The sequence below is a fragment of the Streptococcus oralis subsp. tigurinus genome (genome assembly GCF_002096275.1).
In the GTDB taxonomy this organism is placed as follows: domain Bacteria; phylum Bacillota; class Bacilli; order Lactobacillales; family Streptococcaceae; genus Streptococcus; species Streptococcus oralis_CN.
Map to the genome: position 1 here is coordinate 597434 of NZ_NCUG01000018.1, position 19436 is coordinate 616869.

Here is a 19436-nt window from a genome sequence, read left to right on the forward strand (position 1 = left end):
ATGAGTTCCTTTCTTTCTTAGCTAATTCGCCACTTGAGGTAGGCATCGATGAAACCATCAAGGTCTCCATCCATAACCTTATCTACTTGGGAAACTTCAAAGCTTGTACGGTGATCTTTTACCATAGTATAAGGTGTGAAGACATAAGAACGAATCTGACTTCCCCATGTAATTTCTTTTTTCTCACCTTTGAGGGAATCAACTTCCGCAGCTTTCTTTTCTTGCTCCATCTGATAGAGTTTAGCCTGCAACATCTTCATGGCACGATCTCTATTTCCATACTGGGTACGATCGACCGTTGATTGGACGACAGTTCCTGTAGGAATGTGTGTCAAACGCACACCTGTTGAAACTTTATTTACGTTTTGTCCACCAGCACCACCTGAACGGAAGGTATCCATTTTGATATCATCTTCACGAATCTCCACTTCGATAGTATCATCCAGTTCAGGCATAACCTCTACGGATGTAAATGAAGTATGGCGACGTTTGGCAGAGTCAAATGGTGAAATACGGACCAAACGGTGAACACCCATTTCTGATTTAAGTAGGCCATAAGCATTCGATCCTTCAAAAGACAAGGTCACAGACTTGATACCTGCTTCATCACCTGCCTGGTAATCCAAAACTTCTACTTTAAAGCCTTTGGCATTTCCATAACGAGTGTACATGCGGAGCAACATATCACCCCAGTCCTGAGCCTCAGTACCACCAGATCCTGGATGAATTTCCAAGATGGCATTATTATGGTCATAAGGTTCTGACAAGAGAAGGGTCATCTCGTAGTTGGCCATCATCTTATCCAACTCGGTTAGCTGCTCGACCAGTTCATCATGGACTGACTCGTCTTCTGCTAAGAAGTCCAATAAAATCTCAACTTCATCCTGCAACTCTTCCATTTTACGGAAGGTATTGTAGGTATTTTTTAATTCATTTAATTCTTGCGACGTTTTTTGGGCCGCGATATTATCGTTCCAAAAATCAGGTTCTGTCATCTTGTTTTCCAAGATGGCAATCTCTTCCTCTAAGCCTTCGAGGTCAAAGAGACCCCCTGAAAGAAGCTAATTTTTCACGATTTGCGTCAATTTTTTGACGAATTTCTGAAATGTCCATAGATACTCCTTTTCATATCGTTTTATTATACCATAATCTCTCATTTCTTTCCATATTTTGCTTTTCACCGCTTTTTGTGGCAGAAAAAAAGAGGCCCTAAAGCCTCTGGTTTAAAGGACTTTGGCAGAGGTATGAATGATCTCCTCCACTTGAATTCCTTCTTTTTCAAACTTATCCTTTAATGAAGTCAAATCGATTTTTCCATCAATTTGAACTTCAATGACGACCTTGCCATCCTTACGCGGAATATTAACTGTGTGCGAGATATTTAGATTTTCTTCTACGATTAGAGCTACAATTTTTCCCAGTACTCCGACTTCATTTTCTGTAATGAAACGAACACGAATACCCTCTTCTCCGTATCCGGCGATTTCCAAGAAAGCCTGAAAAACATCGCGGTCTGTAATTACGCCGTAGACCTGATGATTGTCTACGACTGGTAATATCCCAATTTTATTTTTCAGCATCAGATAGGTTGCATCTTCTAGACTAGCATAGCCAGAAACAGTCACGACATCTCGAATCATTACATCTTTTACTTTGGTTTTATTCAGAAGATAATTCATCTCATAGATAGAGAGACTGGTTGCTTTAGATGGACTGGCTTCCGCAATGGTTCCTTCTGTTACCAATCCGACTAATTGATCATTTTCGATAACAGGTAAACGGTGCAAACCTTGCTCGCGCATCAAATCTGCTGCGTGTGCTACAGTCGTATCTGGACTGATATAAACTACCTTACGGGTCATGAAATCTTTAACTGCCATGGGACTTCTCCTTCTACATTGCTACTTTTATTATACACTTTCTTAGAAAATCTATCAAACGCTTTCATCTCTTTTTCAAGATTTTGAATAATCTGAGAAGTTTGCATAAAATGCCAGTGTAAGTTGGAAGGGAACCGAAGTCCCCTCTCTTCTTAAATCGTAACAGTGTCTCGATCTTTTATCATATAACGTTTCAATGGGCTAAGGCTAGCTAGCCAGTATAGTAGGCCACCAAACAGCGCCGTAAAACCACTACCCGTTGTGATTAAAAAGATTGGACTTTGAATTTGTGCAGTTACAGGGTTGTAAACAAATAGTACCGCTACTAATAAAGAGATAAATACGCAAGACAAGCCAACTAAGTTAAATCCTTTAGTAAACTCGTAGGCGTCATGCCCTTCAAGGAAATAGGCTGAACGCAAATCGAGTTTTCGTTTTCTTAAGATAAAATAGTCGACAACAATCATACCAATAATTGGCCCCTGAATATAGGCAGCTAGGGAGATGAAGGATCCAAAATACTCTTCTACTCCTCCCCAGATAGTGAGTAGACTCACATAAACCATGGCAATCCAAACCATTAGTTTATAGCTTACTTTTGGCATCCCGCTTTTGACAATCATACAGTTCACATACGATCCTGTCCCCTGGGTTCCAATATTGGCAAAGGCTACTAGTAGTAAACTTAAGAGTGCAAAGGCTGGGGTGCTTAGAGTTGATAGCATGGTTGTTGGATCACTTTCATAAACACCTGTTTTGACAAACATGGCTAGTGCCATCACTCCACCTGTTGCAACGAAGAATGGAGCCACAACTCCGTATGATAAGGCTGTAGCCCAATAACCACTACGTTCTGATTTTGCTAAACGCGGTAAAACCAATGCCTGTGTAGACCAAGAAAAGGCAAAGGCAACATTTCCTTCTCCAGAGAGCATGAAGCGTTCTAATGGCGTCAAATCTCCTTGAGTGGCAGGTTGGATATTCATAATATCAGTTATAGGAACAGCGACAAAGCAGATTCCAACGATAATCAGACCGACAATCAACAAGGCGATAACCAAGAAGCGATTGGTCCATTTAATCACTTCTGGACCTCCAAGAGCAATGAGAGTCCCAAGAAGAACACAGAGGGTACCAAGAATAGGTGCCCATACTCCCTTGTCCAAACCAAGACCAAAATTGTTTGCCAAATGGATCATGGAACTGGCAAAAAGATTGGCCGCAACAGCGTACCAGCCAAAGTTAGCCAAGCTAATAATGGTTGATAACAGAGCCACACCTCTTTTTCCTAGAACAGCTCTCAACCAAATCCACAAATCAATTCCATATTTAACCGCAAACAAAATAGGGAGACATTCAATAAAGACCCAAATAATGTTAAAACTAAAAATATTAATCAACATTTGATTAAAGGTCAAATATTGAGCTACATAAGCCCCTTGGGTATAACACCAAGTAGCAATTGCAAAACCACTTGTCGATAGAAAGAGATCCCAGAAAGAATACTGACGATCCTTATTGGTCATGGGAACAATTCCTGTTATGGTTTCTTGTTGGATATAGTCATTCATTTTAGACATATTATTGAATTCCTCCCGTCATTGCTAAGATAATCAAAATAAGGTTGATTAGGACTATGGAGATGATTAAAATGAAATCACTTTTTAAAAAGGGTTGAACAAACTCGTAGTTTGGTGACTCCATTTCTTCCAATCTTCTCTTTGTTTCAGCTGCTACTAATTCTTCAATTTCGGATGTCGTTTTCATCTCAGTTTTCCTCCAAATACAAATCAAGGGCCAGTTGTCCATATTGTTTGGTATAGCGATACCAGATGTAAAGAAATTCACCAACTGGTTTTCCGACACTCTCCTGGAACAAAGCCCATAAGAACCAATAATATGAGGTCACTGCGACATAAGCTAAGTAGTGACGCTTGGTTTTTTTATCTGGTACTTCTTGTAGATACAATTCAAGTACCCTTTCGGCATCATTTACAGTATAATTGGAACAAGCGATAAAGGTGCCCAAATCTCCTGCTGGCTCTCCCATTCCAGAATATTCCCAATCAATCAAACTCATTTCGCCTGCTTCATTTAACAAAAAATTAGGACTATAGGAATCTCCATGACAAAGAACAATCTGTTTGGGATCCTTCTGTAAATAATTTTTGAGAATTGAAACAGTTTGATCCAATTCCTCGAGACCATCAAACTCGAATCGATTTCTAGCCTTTAATTTTTCTCTAAAATCATCAATTCCTTCAAATTGGTCAAAGGAATGTCCCGTTTTTTCTCCAGATTGGTGTAACCGTCTCAAGAGATCCATTGCTTGTGCCACATCATCCCAATTTTCATAATCAAGTTGCTTAGCATTAGGGATAAATTCTGAAATTTTCCAGCCCTCATCCTTGTTCATGGTAACAAAGGTACGGTCAATCTTCAATTTTGCAGCAATTTCCATGGAAGCTGCCTCGCTAGCACGATCGATATAATTCTCCGTTCCTCTACCTGGATGACGGTAAACATATTTCCTCCCTAGGCAGTCAAATGAAAACGAAGTGTTGGTCAAACCGTCTTTTAGGGGTTTAATATTGACAATATCTGAAGCCACACACTTTAATGTCTTACAGATATTATCAATAATAGCTGAGTCTGCATTTACCAAATAACGTTCATCAAATTGACGTAGTTCATCCAGTGAATCAAATTCTTTAACACTATCCGCTGAATAGTGGCGAGCTTCTAAAAGGAGTTCCTTGACATGGCGACTATAGTAATCCTCCCAAAGCTGTTCCCGATAAGGTTCGTGCTTAAACTCGGTTTCTAAAATTTCCTTGAATTTCTCGCTAAATACACGGTCGAAATAAACGTGCCCCACCATGGCCCAAGTATTTTCTCCACCAATCTGGATATCAATGATCGTGTGATTCGAATCCTCTATAGCACAATATTCATCCGTTTGACCTTCTGCAAATATCGTCGAGTAGTAACCTCTATAAATATATTGCTCAAACGGATTTTCCACAAAATAATTATCTGATGAACAAATATAAGTGTTGGAAAGTTGATTTTTAACCAACATAAGAGATGAACAGTTATTGTATTTGTAGTAATCATTATTCACTACAATTTTTACGCCAAACTTCTCTGCAAGATAGAACATTTTTTCTTGAAGATACCCTACGATAACGATTATGTCTTCTATTCCTGCTTCTTGCAGTTGTCTGATTTCCCTCTCTATTAAGCGTTCCCCCTTAACTTGAAGCAATCCTTTAGGAATTTCATAAGACAAAGGAGCAAAACGGCTACTCATGCCAGCAGCCATTATAATAGCATTTTCTACTCGATAGGGTTCTAAAACTTTCTGGCCTAGTTCTGTTAAGTGAAGCTCCTCATCAATCCACTTCTCTTCTTTCAGTTTTTTCAACAATGTGTTAATTGTTCCTAAAGATAGGTCTAACTCTTCAGCTAACTGTCTCTGAGTAAATGTATTTTCTTTATGTGTCAACATAAAACGCAAAAGTTTAAATTGTTTTTCTGTTACCATCTCTCAGTCCTCCTGTTCAATTTCCACTTACCCATATTATAATATGAACAAAAAGGACTGTCAATTCAAATAGGGAAACAATGAGTAAAAATTAAGACCTTCTTCCCTTTCCTGAAAAACATATACATAAAAGAGCTCCTTATTCTGGAGCCCTGAAATATTTTATATTTTTGATAAGTAGTCGTATTAGGTTTCGCTTGGTTGCAATCCTTATCTGCCGACTAAAAAGGTCCCCCGGACTATAGAGGGATTGCTTGCGCAATCTCCATCCACAACCTAAACTAGTCTCCCAGACTAGTTTAGCCACCTAGGTATGCTTTTCTGACTTCTTCTGATGAGGCGAGTTCTCTTCCTGTTCCTGATAGGACAATCTTTCCTGTTTCAAGGACATAACCACGGTCAGAGATAGCGAGGGCCTTGTTAGCGTTCTGTTCAATTAGAAGAACTGTTGTTCCTTGCTTCTGAATATCTTGAATGATATCAAAAATTTCTTGTATAAAGATAGGGGCAAGTCCCATTGACGGCTCATCCAAGAGGAGGAGCTTAGGTGTAGACATGAGAGCGCGTCCCATAGCCAGCATCTGCTGTTCACCGCCTGAAAGAGTTGCCGCATCTTGGTTTTTGCGTTCTTCCAGACGAGGGAAACGTGAAAAGACTTTTTTCAAGTTGGCTTGATTTTCTTCACGATTTTTCTTTAAAAAGGCTCCCATTTCTAAGTTTTCCATAACAGTCAATCCTGGGAAAACATGGCGTCCCTCAGGAACTTGTGAAAGGCCACCTGCCACGATTTTTTGAGCTGGCAACTTTTGAATTTCTTTTCCTAAAAACTGAATTTTACCAGCACTTGGACGAACCAAACCTGAAAGGGTACGAAGAATGGTTGTTTTACCGGCACCATTGGCACCTATCAAGGAAACAACTTCACCTTCATTAACCTCGAAACTTACATCACGAACTGCTTGGATCATACCGTAATGCACAGAGAGGTTTTCAACTTTTAACATAGACATTAGGCTTCACCTCCTAGATAAGCTTCGATAACACGTTTATTCGTCTTAATTTCGTCAGGAGTTCCCTGAGCAATCAAGCGACCATATTCAAGAACATAGATACGCTCAGTGACTTCCATAACCAAATTCATGTCGTGTTCGATGAGCATGATGGTAATTTTAAATTCATCTTTGATACGACGGATCAATTCTGTCAATTCAGCTGTTTCTTGTGGATTCATACCAGCTGCAGGTTCATCCAAAAAGAGGATCTTAGGTTCAGTTGCCAGAGCACGAACGATTTCTAATCGACGTTGTTGACCATAGGCCAGATTCTTAGCAAGAGTATCTGCGTCACTATCCAAATCAAAGATCTTCAACAAGTCCAAAGCTTTGCTTTTTAATTCTTCCTCATTCTTATAAAAAGCTGGCAGACGTAGAAAGCTCGCAAGGACATGCTGTTTATGATGATTGCTAAATGCGATCAAAACATTTTCCAAAACTGTCAAGTCCTTGAACAAACGAATATTTTGGAAGGTACGACTGAGACCAAGTGAAGCAATCTTATAAGGAGTTTTCCCATTTAGGAGGTGACCATCTAATGTCACAGTACCTTCGCTTGGTTCATAAACACCAGTCAAGAGATTGAAAAGGGTTGTTTTACCAGCCCCGTTTGGTCCGATCAAACCAACCAATTCTCCCTCGTTCAATTCAAGAGTGACATCTCCAACAGCTGTTAGACCGCCAAAATGTTTGGTTAATTGTTTAACTTCAAGTAGTGCCATTAGTTTTGTCCCTCCTTCTTAGATTTTTTAAAGAAACGTGATAGACTTAATTCCCATGTCCCAAGAAGTCCACCTGGTCTGAAGATCATCACCAACACAAGAGCCAAGGCGTAGATGATCATACGTACGCTAGCAACATCCTGAAGGAGCATATTTAAAATTCCTAAAACAATCGCTGAAACGATGGTACCAGTAATAGATCCAAGTCCACCAAATACAACGATAATCAACACGTTGATGGAATTAATAAAGGTGTAATCTTTTGGCACAACAGATCCGATAAAACCAGCCTGAAGTGAACCAGCAATACTTGCTGTAATGGCACCAAAGACAAAAGCGATAATCTTGATCTTTGTAGTGTTTACCCCAACGGATTCAGCAGCAATCTCATCCTCACGAACAGATAGAGTAGAGCGTCCGATTGGACTACGTAGGAAGTTGAGAGTTGCAATAGTTGTGACCACCACAAAAAGATAAACCATTTGCCAATTGGTAAAGTTTGGAATACCCAAGATACCAGCAGCACCGTTGGTCAAACTTCCACCATTAACAATAAAGATACGAATGATTTCTGAGACACCTAGTGTTGCAACTGCCAGGTAGTCACCCTTCAAGCGTAGTGTTGGGATCCCAACGAGCAAAGCGACTGCACCAGAAATCAAGGCACCCAAGATCATTGCTCCAAAGAAGGCACCATAGGTTGGTGATTTTGAACCAATAATCGCTGCTGCATAAGCCCCAATCGCCATAAAGCCTGCATGACCGAGTGAGAATTGTCCTGAAAAACCAACGATTAAGTTCAGACCTACTGCAAGGATGATATTAATCCCAATTTGTTCTAAAATTTGAACATGGAATAGATTGAGAATACCAGCAGAAACCAGTACGCTAATTAATCCATAACCCGCTAACAGAAGGAATAACCAGAGAATATTTACTTTAAGATTTGTCTTCATTGTTTACACCTTCTCTTTCACATTCTTACCAAGGATACCCGCAGGTCGAACAATCAGAATCAGAAGCAAGATTCCATAAACGATGGCATCACGGAAATCAGACATACCAAAGGCAGTTGCAAAAGTTTCCAACAAGCCAATCACAAATCCCCCTAGAGCTGCACCAGGAATAATCCCGATACCACCGAGTACGGCCGCAACGAATGATTTCAGACCTGGAGTCACACCCATCAAAGGTTCAAGAGAGTTGTAGTAAAGGGCAATGAGGACACCTGCTGCACCAGCAAGGGCTGAACCCAAAGCAAAGGTAAAGCTGATTGTACGATTTACATTAATTCCCATCAATTGAGCAGCATCACTATCAACTGATACCGCACGCATGGCTTTCCCCATTTTTGTTTTTTGGACGATCAATTGCAATAAAACCATCAAGAGTACAGAAACTGCTAAAATCATCAATTGAACATTTGTCAAGCTAATTGGCCCGAAATCAAAACGGACGGTTTCAATTGCTTGAGGGAAGGCACGAGTATTGGCGCCCACGAGATAAACCATTCCGTATTCCAGTAGGAAAGACACCCCGATGGCAGTAATCAATACAGCAATGCGTGTAGAGTGTCGCAAAGGACGGTAGGCAAGAAATTCAATCACAACACCAAGTAGTGCGGTTCCTGCCATTGAAATAATCAAAGCTAAAAAGAAATCCATTTGGAAGGAATTAATCAAAAAGTAACCAATAAAGGCACCTATCATATAAATATCACCGTGGGCGAAGTTGATGAGTTTGATAATTCCATAAACCATGGTATAACCCAAGGCCAAAAGTGCATAAACACTACCCAGAATTAAACCATTCACAAGTTGTTGGAGCATAGCATTCACTCTTTTCTATCGTTATTTTTTAGAAAATTTTCATCATTTTCACAAGTTCATAAACACCGAAACAGGGAGTGAGTCAAAGGCTCATTCCCTATTTCAACTACTATTCTAATGTTATGGTTTTACAACTTCTGCTGCTTCTACTTTACCATTGTTCATAGTCATCATGTAAGCAGTTTTCACTGTATTGTGGTCAGCATCAAAGCTTGTTTGACCAGTTACACCATCAAAATCTTTGGTTTTAGCAAGGTTGTCCTTGATTTCACCTGAGTTTTTAGCACCTTTTGCAGCATTTGCTACTAGGTAAACTGAGTCATAGGCCAAGGCTGAGAAGGTTGAAGGCTCTTCATTGTATTTAGCACGGTATGCTTCAAGGAAGGCTTTAGCTTTTTCAGAAACATCAACTGTAGTTGAGAATCCTGAGATGAAGTAAATGTTTGATGCTTTTTCAGCTGTTGCTTGTTGAACAAATTCTTCACCGTTAAATCCATCACCACCAACGATTGGTTTATCAATTCCCATACCACGGGCTTGGTTTACGATTTTACCTGCTTCTGTGTAGTAGCCTGGGACAACGATAGCGTCAAACTCTTTCCCTTTCATTTTAGTAAGGGCCGCTTGGAAGTCTGTATCACCTGCTACAAACGTTTCATCTGCTACAATCTCACCCTTATAGGTTTCACGGAAAGATTTAGCAATACCTTTAGCATAGTCACTAGCATTGTCAGTATAAAGAACAACCTTCTTAGCATTCAATTTGTTTGTCACATAGTTTGAAATAATCTTCCCTTGGAAGCTATCTTGGAATGTTCCGATAAATAGGTAATCTTGACCTTTAGTCAATCCATCTTGAGTAGCACTTGGTGAGATCAATGGCACTCCTGCTTTGGTAGCGTTAGCTACAGCTGCAGCAGTTGCACCAGATGTCGCAGGTCCTACAATAGCTGCTACTTTTGATTGGGTTACAAGGTTCGTTGTAACAGAAGCTGCTTCGGCAGTTTCTGACTTGTTGTCTTTGTCTACAACTTCGATTTGTTTTCCATCGATACCACCTGCAGCATTGATTTCATCAACAGCAAGTTGAGCACCTTTTTGTTCAGAAGTACCATAGGCAGCTACAGCACCTGTTTCTTCAAAGTTAAAACCGATTTTGATTGTCTTTTCATCGACTGAGTTACCAGCAGCGTTTGAGGCTCCTGATTTGACCTCTCCACAAGCAGCGAGAAGGGCTACGCTAGCAAGGGCCACAAAAGATAGGGCAAATTTTTTCTTCATTTTTAATCTCCTTATAATGTTGTTCCAAAATAGTATGTTAAGAATATACCGAATTATCAGAAAATTGTCAACCTTTTTATTCACTTTTTTAAATGATAACGTTTTCTTCATTTCGATAGAGATTCCCAACAAAAGGAGTTTCTAACTCTTGAATGTGACACCGTCTAATTTTCTTGATATATCTTTCCTTACCTAATCTCTCAACTAAGTCATCTAGCTCCTCAGTTGGAACATAGAGCTGCAAGTAACGATGTTTTTTGGAATGGTAACAGATATCACCGTATTCCTGAAGTTTTTTTGCATCCCGATTATAGTAGAGATAGATGATTAATCCTGATCGATTTGTTTTTTCAAACATGAGGAATCCTCTTTCTAAGAAATCTTCCCCTATTATACCAAAAAAAGCAAACCCCGTCGAGTTTGCTTTTTAGGTTGGTTAGCTCAAAGAGTTGTTGGCCATGATTTCATCAATAAAACCATACTCAAGTGTTTCTTGGGCACTCATCCAGTAATCACGTTCTGCGTCTACATGAATTTGCTCAACTGTTTTACCAGAGTTATCTGCAAGAATTTGCTCCAAAGTCTTACGAGTTTTAAGTAAGTGCTCTGCAGCGATTGCCATATCTGTCTGTTGGGTACCACCACCTGTACCACCCATTGGTTGGTGAATCATGTACTCTGCATTTGGAAGCATGAAACGTTTGCCTTTTGCGCCACTTGATGCAATGACAGTCCCCATGGATGCAGCCATCCCCATAACGATGGTTTGGACATCTGCCTTGATAAAGTTCATGGTATCAACGATTGCCAAACCAGCTGAAACAGAGCCCCCAGGTGTATTGACATAAAGGTAAATATCTTTTGTACTGTCTTGGGCATCCAAGAAGAGCAATTGGGCAATAACGGAGTTGGCCATGTTGTCTTCAACTGGTCCAGTCAACATGATGATACGATCTTTTAGTAGACGTGAGTAAATATCATATGAACGTTCTCCACGGCTTGTTTGTTCAATAACTACAGGAATCATTCATTTCTCCTTTTAATGTTAAATTTTCTTAGTCTTACGACTCAATACAGAACTATTATATCTTTTTGGTCAAAAAAGGTCAAATTTTTGCTCTATTCTCTAAACAGAAACAAAAACTCAACCTCCTTTCAAGTCAAAAACGAACTTCTAGTTTCAATATTTACTTTGGGATTTTATTTAGTACCAAACAAGCGGTCTCCAGCATCTCCAAGACCTGGAACGATATAACCGTGTTCGTTCAAGCGTTCATCCATGGCTGCTGTAAAGATTTCTACATCAGGGTGAGCTTCTTGAAGAGCTTTCACTCCCTCTGGAGCAGATACTAGGCAGACAAACTTGATATTTGATGCACCACGTTTTTTAAGCGAATCTACAGCCAAGATTGCTGAGCCACCTGTTGCAAGCATTGGGTCAACGACAAAGATTTGACGTTGGTCAATATCTTCAGGCAATTTCACCAAGTATTCAACTGGTTGAAGGGTTTCTTCATCACGGTACATACCGATGTGTCCAACTTTTGCTGCTGGAACCAGATTCAAGAGACCATCTACCATCCCGATACCTGCACGCAAAATTGGGACAATCGCCAATTTTTTACCAGCCAATTGTTTTTGAACGGTCTTTGTGATAGGTGTTTCGATTTCCACGTCTTCAAGTGGAAGATCACGAAGTACTTCATATCCCATCAACATTGCAATCTCGTCTACTAGTTCACGAAAAGCTTTTGTAGAAGTATCTGTACGTCGCAAGATTGACAATTTGTGTTGAATGAGTGGATGATTAATGACTTCAATTTTTCCCATTTTCTGAATTCCTTCTTTCAATTTATTCTTCTTATTATATCAAAAAACGGTTTAAAAATCTCTCTAAACCATTTATTTTAATTAATTTTTAAATCAAATCTGCCTCTTGAAGAGCTGTCTGAACAGTCTCTAATGGTAAATGGGTTAACTCGGTGCCTTTTTCATGATAAAGGTACTGGGCATAGTCATCCATTCGGTACTGGTTGATATAAACTACGCGCTTGCAACCAACTTGAAGCAGTTGTTTGGTGCAGTTCAGACAAGGGAAATGGGTCACATAGGCTGTAAATCCTCTGGGAACCCCTCTCTCAGCCCCCTGGAGAATAGCATTGACCTCAGCGTGAAGGGTACGGACACAGTGACCTTCAATGACCAGACATTCGTGGTCGATACAGTGCTCCGTTCCTGATACGGAACCATTGTAGCCTGTTGAAATCACCTTATTGTCCTTAACGAGGACAGCTCCCACTTTTGCACGTTTGCAGGTTGAACGATTGGCAATCAGTAAGGCCTGGGCTGCAAAGTACTCATCCCAAGCCAGTCTTTTTTCTGTCATAATTCTTCTCCTTATCCCCTATTTTTTGAAAAATGGCAAGCGTAAATCTGCAATCTTTTCTGCTGGAACCTTCATGCCATCCTTGATCCATTTGAGCAGAACCGATACGATGGCAGAACTCCAAAAGGAATGAAGGTAGCTGCTGACACCTTTTGATTTTCCGTGGTATTTTTCTAGAAATTCCTGCATGGCTTGGACGAGAATCTTTTCCAAGTGGTAGTCCAGAGCAAGTTGGATAACCCTGGCTTCTTTCTTGGCTGCTCGAAAAAGGTGAACCCAGACTAGATAAAGGTCCGTTTTGACATCGTAGTGGCTCAACTGTTCCATGATGTTATGGACACTGCGTTTAAAAACGCTTTCCAAAATTTCTTCTTTAGAGTCATAGTTACGATAGAAGGCGGCACGAGAGACGCCCGCTCGCTTGACCAGCTCCGAAATGCTGATCTTGGCCAAATCTTTTTTTTCTAGAAGTTGCAAAAGAGCCGTCTCGATCGCTTCTCTGGTCAAGAAATTGGATTCTTGATTTGATTTTCTGAGATTTTCAAGAGATTTTTCAGATATTCTACGTTCAGACATAACAATTTCTTTCTACTTGTGACAACAGACGGATGGTGCTTTTGTTTCAAGGGCTTTCATGATATAATTGTAAAAAAAGACAGAACCTTTGTCAATGTATAAGTGACAAAGATGGAGAATTTCTATGACTTGGAAGATTGTGGCTGACTCTGGTTGTGATTATCGTCAACTAGCAACTCCCGCTATCGATACTGAATTTGTTAGTGTTCCTTTAACCATTCAAGTGGCTGATCAGGTCTTTATTGATGATGCCAATCTCGACATTGACCACATGATGGAAACTATGTATGCGACTTCTGAGGCTTCAAAATCAGCTTGTCCTAGCCCTGATGATTACTTACGTGCATTCGAAGATGCCAAGCATATCTTTGTCGTTACCATCACTGGTACCCTTTCTGGTAGTCATAATAGTGCACAACTCGCTAAAAATATCTACCTTGAAGAACACCCTGACACTCAGATTCATGTGATTGATAGTTTATCTGCAGGTGGGGAAGTTGACTTGATTGTCGAAAAAATCAATGATTTGATTGACCAGGGACTTTCTTTTGAGGAAATTGTTGAAGCTATTACAGCCTACCAAGAAAAAACAAAGTTGCTCTTTGTCCTCGCTAATGTCGATAACTTGGTAAAAAATGGCCGTTTGAGCAAACTTATCGGTACAGTTGTTGGTCTTCTCAACATTCGTATGGTCGGGGAAGCAAGTGAAACTGGAACCTTAGAACTGCTCCAGAAAGCGCGTGGACCAAAAAAATCCCTTCAAGCAGCCTATGAAGAGCTCATCAAGGCTGGCTATGCTGGTGGCCGTATCGTCATGGCTCATCGCAGCAATGAAAAATTCTGTCAGCAATTGTCGGAACGCTTGCTGGAAACCTTCCCTCAAGCTGAAATTAAGATTCTTCCAACATCTGGTCTCTGCAGTTTCTATGCAGAAGATGGCGGTTTGTTGATGGGATATGAAATTAACTAAGATCATGAGCAACAAGAGATGCCAAGCATCTCTTGTTTTTTGTGGTACAATAGATTTATGAAACATTTTGATACTATTGTCATTGGTGGAGGGCCTGCTGGTATGATGGCTGCGATTTCCAGTAGCTTTTATGGTCAGAAACCCCTTCTCATCGAGAAAAATCGCAAACTTGGGAAAAAATTAGCTGGAACGGGCGGTGGTCGCTGCAATGTGACCAATAACGGAAGTTTAGATGACCTACTAGCTGGTATCCCTGGAAATGGACGCTTTCTGTACAGTGTCTTTTCCCAGTTTGATAACCATGATATCATCAATTTTTTTACAGAGAATGGTGTTAAGCTTAAGGTCGAGGACCACGGACGTGTCTTTCCTGCTACTGACAAATCTCGAACCATTATTGAAGCCTTGGAAAAGAAAATCGTTGAGCTAGGCGGACAAGTTCTCACTCAAACAGAAATTGTTTCGGTTAAAAAAATAGACGACCAGTTTGTCCTCAAGTCCGCAGACCAAATCTTCACTTGCGATAAACTCATTGTCACAACTGGTGGAAAATCCTACCCTTCCACTGGTTCAACTGGTTTTGGTCACGAGATTGCCCGCCATTTTAAGCACACCATTACCAATCTTGAAGCCGCTGAGAGTCCTTTGTTGACTGATTTTCCACATAAGGCCTTACAGGGAATTTCCCTAGATGACGTGACCCTAAGCTATGGCAAGCATGTCATCACTCATGATCTGCTCTTTACCCACTTTGGTTTATCTGGTCCAGCTGCTCTGCGTATATCTAGCTTTGTCAAGGGTGGGGAGGTTCTCTCTCTCGATGTCTTGCCCCAACTTTCTGAGAGTGACTTGGTTGCATTTCTAGAAGAAAATCGGGAAAAATCCTTGAAAAATGCTTTAAAAACCTTGTTGCCAGAACGCCTAGCTGAATTTTTCGTGCAAGGCTATCCTGAAAAAGTCAAACAGCTAACTGAAAAAGATCGTGACCAGCTTGTCCAATCTATCAAGGCTCTCAAAATTCCTGTCACTGGTAAAATGTCATTGGCTAAGTCCTTTGTCACCAAAGGAGGCGTCAGTCTTAAGGAAATCAATCCTAAAACTCTGGAAAGCAAACTCGTTCCTGGCCTCCACTTTGCTGGCGAGGTACTGGATATCAATGCCCACACAGGTGGCTTTAACATCACTTCTGCCCTCTGTACCGGCTGGGTGGCAGGAAGTCTACATTATGATTAAAATGCTTAAAGGAAAGGTCCTATGAACAGACGAGAAACAGTCGAATTTGTCAATATGTGTATGATTCAAAACGGAGACAAGGTTCTGGTTCAAGATCGAGTTAATCCTGACTGGCCTGGCATTACTTTTCCTGGTGGTCATGTTGAACGTGGCGAATCCTTTGTCGATGCTGTCATTCGTGAAGTGAAAGAAGAAACTGGTCTAACCATTTCCAAACCCCAACTCTGTGGTATCAAAAACTGGTACGATGACAAGGATTATCGTTATGTCGTCCTTTTTTACAAGACAAAACACTTTACTGGTGAACTCCAGTCTTCAGACGAAGGGAAAGTTTGGTGGGAGAATTTTGACAATCTATCTCATCTAAAACTTGCAACCGATGATATGTCTGATATGCTTCGTGTGTTTCTAGAAGAAGATCTCAGTGAATTCTTTTACTACAAAGACGGTGACGACTGGTTTTATGACTTGAAGTAAAAAAATAGGCTAGGAAATTCCTAGCCTATTTATTCTGCATTTGTCCGAACGTAAGCTGCAATGGCATCTGATGTGTATTGAGCTGTACCAGGTCCAAACTTGTCAATGTTCTCCTTAAACTCAGGGTTGTAGACATATCCTTTACCGATATGTCCGAAGACTTCAATAGAGCAGTCAAATCCATAAGTACGAATGGCTTGCAAGAGATTGGCTGCTTGCTCTTGGTTTTCAGTTGCTGTTGCAGGTAAACTAGCTTGAAGATTTTGCGCCAAAGTTTGAAAGACTTGGTTAAAGGCAGCCGTAGCTTCGTCTTCGTGACCTTTTTGGCGTTCGAGGGATTGATCCATAACTTCTTGCCCATATTTCTCTACCGCTTCTTGGTGGTATTTTTGATGATCTTGATAGCTAAATCCAGTGAATTTTTCCTCAATCGTCATTTTTCTTTCTCCTTTTTGTTCTTGAATAGTTTTTTGCAAGGTGGAAATCAAGGTATCCAGATGTTCCCTTTCTCGAGTCAAATAGTCCAACTGCCTAGTCAAATGAGGCAATAAATCTGTCCTTTCTTCCTTTAATAGCTCCGCTATTTTCTCTAAAGAAAAGCCTAGATATTTGTAGTAAAGAATGACCTGAAGGCGTTCCAAATCCTCTTGACTATAGGTTCGATAGCCGTTTTCCGACTTTAAAGGAACCAAAATTCCTATCTTATCGTAGTGATGCAGGGTCTTGACAGAGACGCCCGAAAGCTGCGCAGCTTCTTTTATATGGTACATGATTTCCTCCTTACATTGATAGTATAACCCCTCCCCTTAGGTCAGAGTCAAGCGTTTTTGAGAAAATTTTTTAACTTTTTTGAGAAAGGTGTGAAAACTTGAAAATGGTTTTCTTGACAGGCCTTAGAAAACATGATAGGATAGTCAAGTCTATCAATCAAACAGTAGGCTCATAGAGAGCCATTGAGAGAAGGCTATTTGACAACTCAAGTAGCCTTTTCTTATTTAAAAAACGAGATTGGAATTTCAACTATGTCAGAAAAATCACAATGGGGTTCAAAACTAGGCTTTATTCTAGCATCTGCTGGTTCAGCCATCGGACTTGGAGCCGTTTGGAAGTTTCCCTACATGACTGCTGCTAATGGCGGTGGAGGCTTTTTACTGGTCTTTCTCATTTCCACTACTTTAATTGGTTTCCCGCTCCTGCTGGCTGAATTTGCCCTTGGCCGTAGTGCTGGCGTTTCCGCTATTAAAACCTTTGGAAAACTTGGCAAGAATAACAAGTACAACTTTATCGGTTGGATTGGTGCCTTTGCCCTCTTTATCCTTCTCTCCTTTTACAGTGTTATTGGAGGATGGATTCTAGTCTATCTGGGTATTGAGTTTGGGAAATTGTTCCAACTTGGTGGAACGGGTGATTATGCTCAGTTATTTACTTCAATCATTTCAAATCCAGCCATTGCCCTAGGAGCTCAAGCTGCCTTTATCTTATTGAATATCTTTATTGTATCACGTGGGGTTCAAAAAGGGATCGAAAGAGCTTCGAAAGTCATGATGCCCCTGCTCTTTATCATCTTTGTCGTGATCATCGGGCGCTCTCTCAGCTTGCCAAATGCCATGGAAGGCGTTCTTTACTTCCTAAAACCAGACTTTTCAAAACTGACCAGTGCTGGTCTCCTCTATGCTCTGGGACAATCTTTCTTTGCCCTTTCACTAGGGGTTACAGCCATGCTGACCTATGCGTCCTACTTGGACAAAAAAACTAATTTGGACAAAAAAACTAATCTGGTCCAGTCAGGGATTTCCATCGTAGCCATGAACATCTCGGTATCCATCATGGCGGGATTAGCCATTTTCCCAGCCATGTCAGCCTTCAATATCCAGTCTGAAGGGGGACCAAGCCTGCTCTTTATCGTCTTGCCCTAACTCTTTGACAAGATGCCTTTTGGAACAATTTTCTACATCCTCTTCCTCTTGCTCTTCCTCTTTGCGACAGTCACTTCTTCTGTCGTGATGCTGGAAATCAATGTGGGCAATATCACCAATCAGGACAACCGCAAACGTGCTAACTGGAGTGCTATTTTAGGAATCTTGACCTTTGTCTTTGGAATTCCTTCAGCCCTATCCTATGGAGTCATGGCTGATGTTCACATCTTTGGGAAGACCTTCTTTGACGCTATGGACTTCTTGGTTTCCAATCTCCTCATGCCATTTGGAGCCCTCTGCCTTTCTCTCTTTACAGGCTATATCTTTAAGAAAGCTCTTGCTATGGGGGAATTGCATCTTGATGAAAGACCATGGAAACAGGGACTTTTCCAAGTCTGGCTCTTCCTTCTTCGTTTTATCATTCCTATCATCATCATTGTGGTTTTTATCGCCCAATTTATGTAATCAAAAAGGACTTGAGTAGTAAACTCAGGCCCTTTCTTTTTATGGATGACTAACAATCAATTCCAAACCTTGTCCTTCCAGAGTCCAAGCTTCAACATCACTAGGTAAGATAAAGTGGCTACCTTTTTGGATTGGATAGTTTTTCCCGTCAACAGTCAGTTGACCCTGACCAGCCAAGACACTCAACAAGCTATAGTCAGCTGTCTTTTCAAAGTCAACTTTTCCAGTAATTTCCCACTTGTAAACTGCGAAGAAGTCATTAGACACAAGAAGAGTTGAACGCAGGTCATCAGCTTTGACAGTCACGGGACGGCTATTTGCAGGCTCGCCAATGTTCAAAACATCGATGGATTTTTCAAGGTGAAGTTCACGCAAATTGCCCTTGTCATCCTTACGGTCAAAGTCATAGACACGGTAAGTGGTATCGCTAGACTGCTGGGTTTCAAGAATCAAGATGCCTGCACCGATAGCGTGCATGGTACCACTTGGCACATAGAAGAAATCTCCAGCCTTAACTGGCACTTTTGTCAGTAAGGCATCCCAGTTCTTGTCTTCAATTTGCTGGCGGAGTTCTTCTTTTGACTTAGCATTATGGCCATAGATAATCTCTGATCCTTCGTCTGCTGCGATGATGTACCAACACTCTGTTTTTCCGAGCTCGCCTTCATGTTCTAGTCCATAGGCATCGTCTGGGTGAACTTGGACACTGAGCCAGTCATTGGCATCGAGAATCTTGGTCAAAAGTGGAAATACAGGCTCTGGACGGTTACCAAATAATTCACGGTGTTCCGCATACAAAGTAGCTAGATCTGTTCCCTCGTAGCGACCATTGGCGACCTTGGAAACCCCATTTGGGTGAGCTGAGATAGCCCAGTATTCTCCGATTTTTTCACTTGGAATGTCATAGCCAAACTCATCACGTAGCTTGGTTCCACCCCAAATTTTTTCTTGCATAACTGATTGTAAAAATAATGGTTCTGACATCTTATTCTCCTGTCTGTTTTTCTCACTTCATTATAGCAAAAAGCCTGATCTAATTGAACTCTTTTTCACATCTTATAAAGTAGAGAGAAGATTTTATAAAAATAGTGAACAAATGTGC

At 40.7% G+C, this 19436-nt stretch carries 20 protein-coding genes and 1 pseudogene; 4 read left to right on the forward strand and 17 right to left on the reverse strand.

The genetic code is table 11. From position 1 onward, the window contains the following. Positions 1-17: 17 nt before the first annotated feature. The 15 genes from prfB to B7725_RS08100 all read right to left on the reverse strand — a co-directional run bounded on the left by prfB (position 18) and on the right by B7725_RS08100 (position 13273). Positions 18-1113 (reverse strand): peptide chain release factor 2 gene (gene prfB / locus B7725_RS08020; protein WP_142357357.1). Its coding sequence is split into 2 segments (ribosomal slippage): positions 18-1040 and positions 1042-1113, totalling 1095 coding nucleotides; the frame shifts between segments, so codons are not numbered across the junction. A gap of 110 nt (positions 1114-1223) precedes the next feature. Then, the gene (locus B7725_RS08030) at positions 1224-1880 is read right to left on the reverse strand and encodes a CBS domain-containing protein (RefSeq protein ID WP_084875556.1); all 657 of its coding nucleotides are present in this window, start codon (positions 1878-1880) and stop codon (positions 1224-1226) included. Between the two features lie 152 nt (positions 1881-2032). Next, positions 2033-3460 (reverse strand): cytosine permease, encoded by a 1428-nt coding sequence (locus tag B7725_RS08035; protein WP_000041471.1) that lies wholly within the window; start codon positions 3458-3460, stop codon positions 2033-2035. A gap of 1 nt (position 3461) precedes the next feature. Then, on the reverse strand, positions 3462-3647 hold the full coding sequence (locus B7725_RS08040; protein ID WP_033584961.1) for a hypothetical protein: 186 nt from the start codon (positions 3645-3647) through the stop codon (positions 3462-3464). A 1-nt stretch (position 3648) separates the two neighbouring features. Next, positions 3649-5427 (reverse strand): phosphotransferase, encoded by a 1779-nt coding sequence (locus tag B7725_RS08045; RefSeq protein ID WP_084875558.1) that lies wholly within the window; start codon positions 5425-5427, stop codon positions 3649-3651. 299 nt (positions 5428-5726) lie between these two features. Then, complete coding sequence (locus B7725_RS08050) at positions 5727-6437, reverse strand: ABC transporter ATP-binding protein (RefSeq protein ID WP_033605913.1); 711 nt, start codon at positions 6435-6437, stop codon at positions 5727-5729. Further along, positions 6437-7201 carry an ABC transporter ATP-binding protein gene (locus tag B7725_RS08055; RefSeq protein WP_001186017.1) on the reverse strand — a complete coding sequence of 255 codons (765 nt, stop codon included), beginning with the start codon at positions 7199-7201 and terminating at the stop codon, positions 6437-6439. Before B7725_RS08055 ends, B7725_RS08050 begins: the two co-directional genes overlap by 1 nt. Then, positions 7201-8157 (reverse strand): branched-chain amino acid ABC transporter permease, encoded by a 957-nt coding sequence (locus tag B7725_RS08060; protein WP_084875559.1) that lies wholly within the window; start codon positions 8155-8157, stop codon positions 7201-7203. Before B7725_RS08060 ends, B7725_RS08055 begins: the two co-directional genes overlap by 1 nt. Before the next feature lie 3 nt (positions 8158-8160). Beyond that, the gene (locus B7725_RS08065; RefSeq protein WP_000941407.1) at positions 8161-9030 is read right to left on the reverse strand and encodes a branched-chain amino acid ABC transporter permease; all 870 of its coding nucleotides are present in this window, start codon (positions 9028-9030) and stop codon (positions 8161-8163) included. A gap of 120 nt (positions 9031-9150) precedes the next feature. Further along, positions 9151-10311, reverse strand: a complete 1161-nt coding sequence (locus B7725_RS08070; RefSeq protein ID WP_000726111.1) for an ABC transporter substrate-binding protein — start codon at positions 10309-10311, stop codon at positions 9151-9153. A gap of 88 nt (positions 10312-10399) precedes the next feature. After that, positions 10400-10669: a YlbG family protein gene (locus B7725_RS08075; protein ID WP_000462108.1), complete on the reverse strand. Its 270-nt coding sequence runs from the start codon at positions 10667-10669 to the stop codon at positions 10400-10402. A 78-nt stretch (positions 10670-10747) separates the two neighbouring features. After that, complete coding sequence (gene clpP / locus B7725_RS08085; protein WP_000613469.1) at positions 10748-11338, reverse strand: ATP-dependent Clp protease proteolytic subunit ClpP; 591 nt, start codon at positions 11336-11338, stop codon at positions 10748-10750. A 173-nt stretch (positions 11339-11511) separates the two neighbouring features. Continuing rightward, positions 11512-12141, reverse strand: a complete 630-nt coding sequence (gene upp / locus B7725_RS08090; protein WP_084875561.1) for a uracil phosphoribosyltransferase — start codon at positions 12139-12141, stop codon at positions 11512-11514. Between the two features lie 88 nt (positions 12142-12229). Continuing rightward, positions 12230-12697: a deoxycytidylate deaminase gene (locus B7725_RS08095; protein ID WP_000136990.1), complete on the reverse strand. Its 468-nt coding sequence runs from the start codon at positions 12695-12697 to the stop codon at positions 12230-12232. 18 nt (positions 12698-12715) lie between these two features. Further along, a complete protein-coding gene (locus B7725_RS08100) occupies positions 12716-13273 on the reverse strand; it encodes a TetR/AcrR family transcriptional regulator (protein WP_084875563.1) in 558 nt (185 codons plus the stop codon). A gap of 124 nt (positions 13274-13397) precedes the next feature. Between B7725_RS08100 and B7725_RS08105 the strand changes: the two genes are divergently transcribed. Genes B7725_RS08105 through B7725_RS08115 form a run of 3 tightly spaced genes read left to right on the forward strand, consistent with a single transcriptional unit; the run spans position 13398 to position 15953 of the window. Beyond that, positions 13398-14243, forward strand: a complete 846-nt coding sequence (locus B7725_RS08105; RefSeq protein ID WP_084875565.1) for a DegV family protein — start codon at positions 13398-13400, stop codon at positions 14241-14243. 57 nt (positions 14244-14300) lie between these two features. Beyond that, positions 14301-15476, forward strand: a complete 1176-nt coding sequence (locus tag B7725_RS08110) for a BaiN/RdsA family NAD(P)/FAD-dependent oxidoreductase (protein ID WP_084875566.1) — start codon at positions 14301-14303, stop codon at positions 15474-15476. 21 nt (positions 15477-15497) lie between these two features. Then, positions 15498-15953, forward strand: coding sequence for an 8-oxo-dGTP diphosphatase (locus B7725_RS08115; RefSeq protein ID WP_084875568.1), 456 nt, complete (start codon positions 15498-15500; stop codon positions 15951-15953). A gap of 29 nt (positions 15954-15982) precedes the next feature. Here the strand turns inward: B7725_RS08115 and B7725_RS08120 are convergent, their stop codons facing one another. Then, positions 15983-16723 (reverse strand): MerR family transcriptional regulator, encoded by a 741-nt coding sequence (locus tag B7725_RS08120; protein ID WP_084875570.1) that lies wholly within the window; start codon positions 16721-16723, stop codon positions 15983-15985. Positions 16724-16975: 252 nt separating this feature from the next. On the opposite strand from B7725_RS08120, the pseudogene B7725_RS08130 reads away from it, so the two are divergent. Then, positions 16976-18334 (forward strand): annotated as a pseudogene (locus tag B7725_RS08130) (sodium-dependent transporter). 39 nt (positions 18335-18373) lie between these two features. On the opposite strand, the gene manA reads toward B7725_RS08130, so the two are convergent. Next, positions 18374-19318 carry a mannose-6-phosphate isomerase, class I gene (manA, locus tag B7725_RS08135; RefSeq protein WP_084875571.1) on the reverse strand — a complete coding sequence of 315 codons (945 nt, stop codon included), beginning with the start codon at positions 19316-19318 and terminating at the stop codon, positions 18374-18376. Positions 19319-19436: the final 118 nt, after the last annotated feature.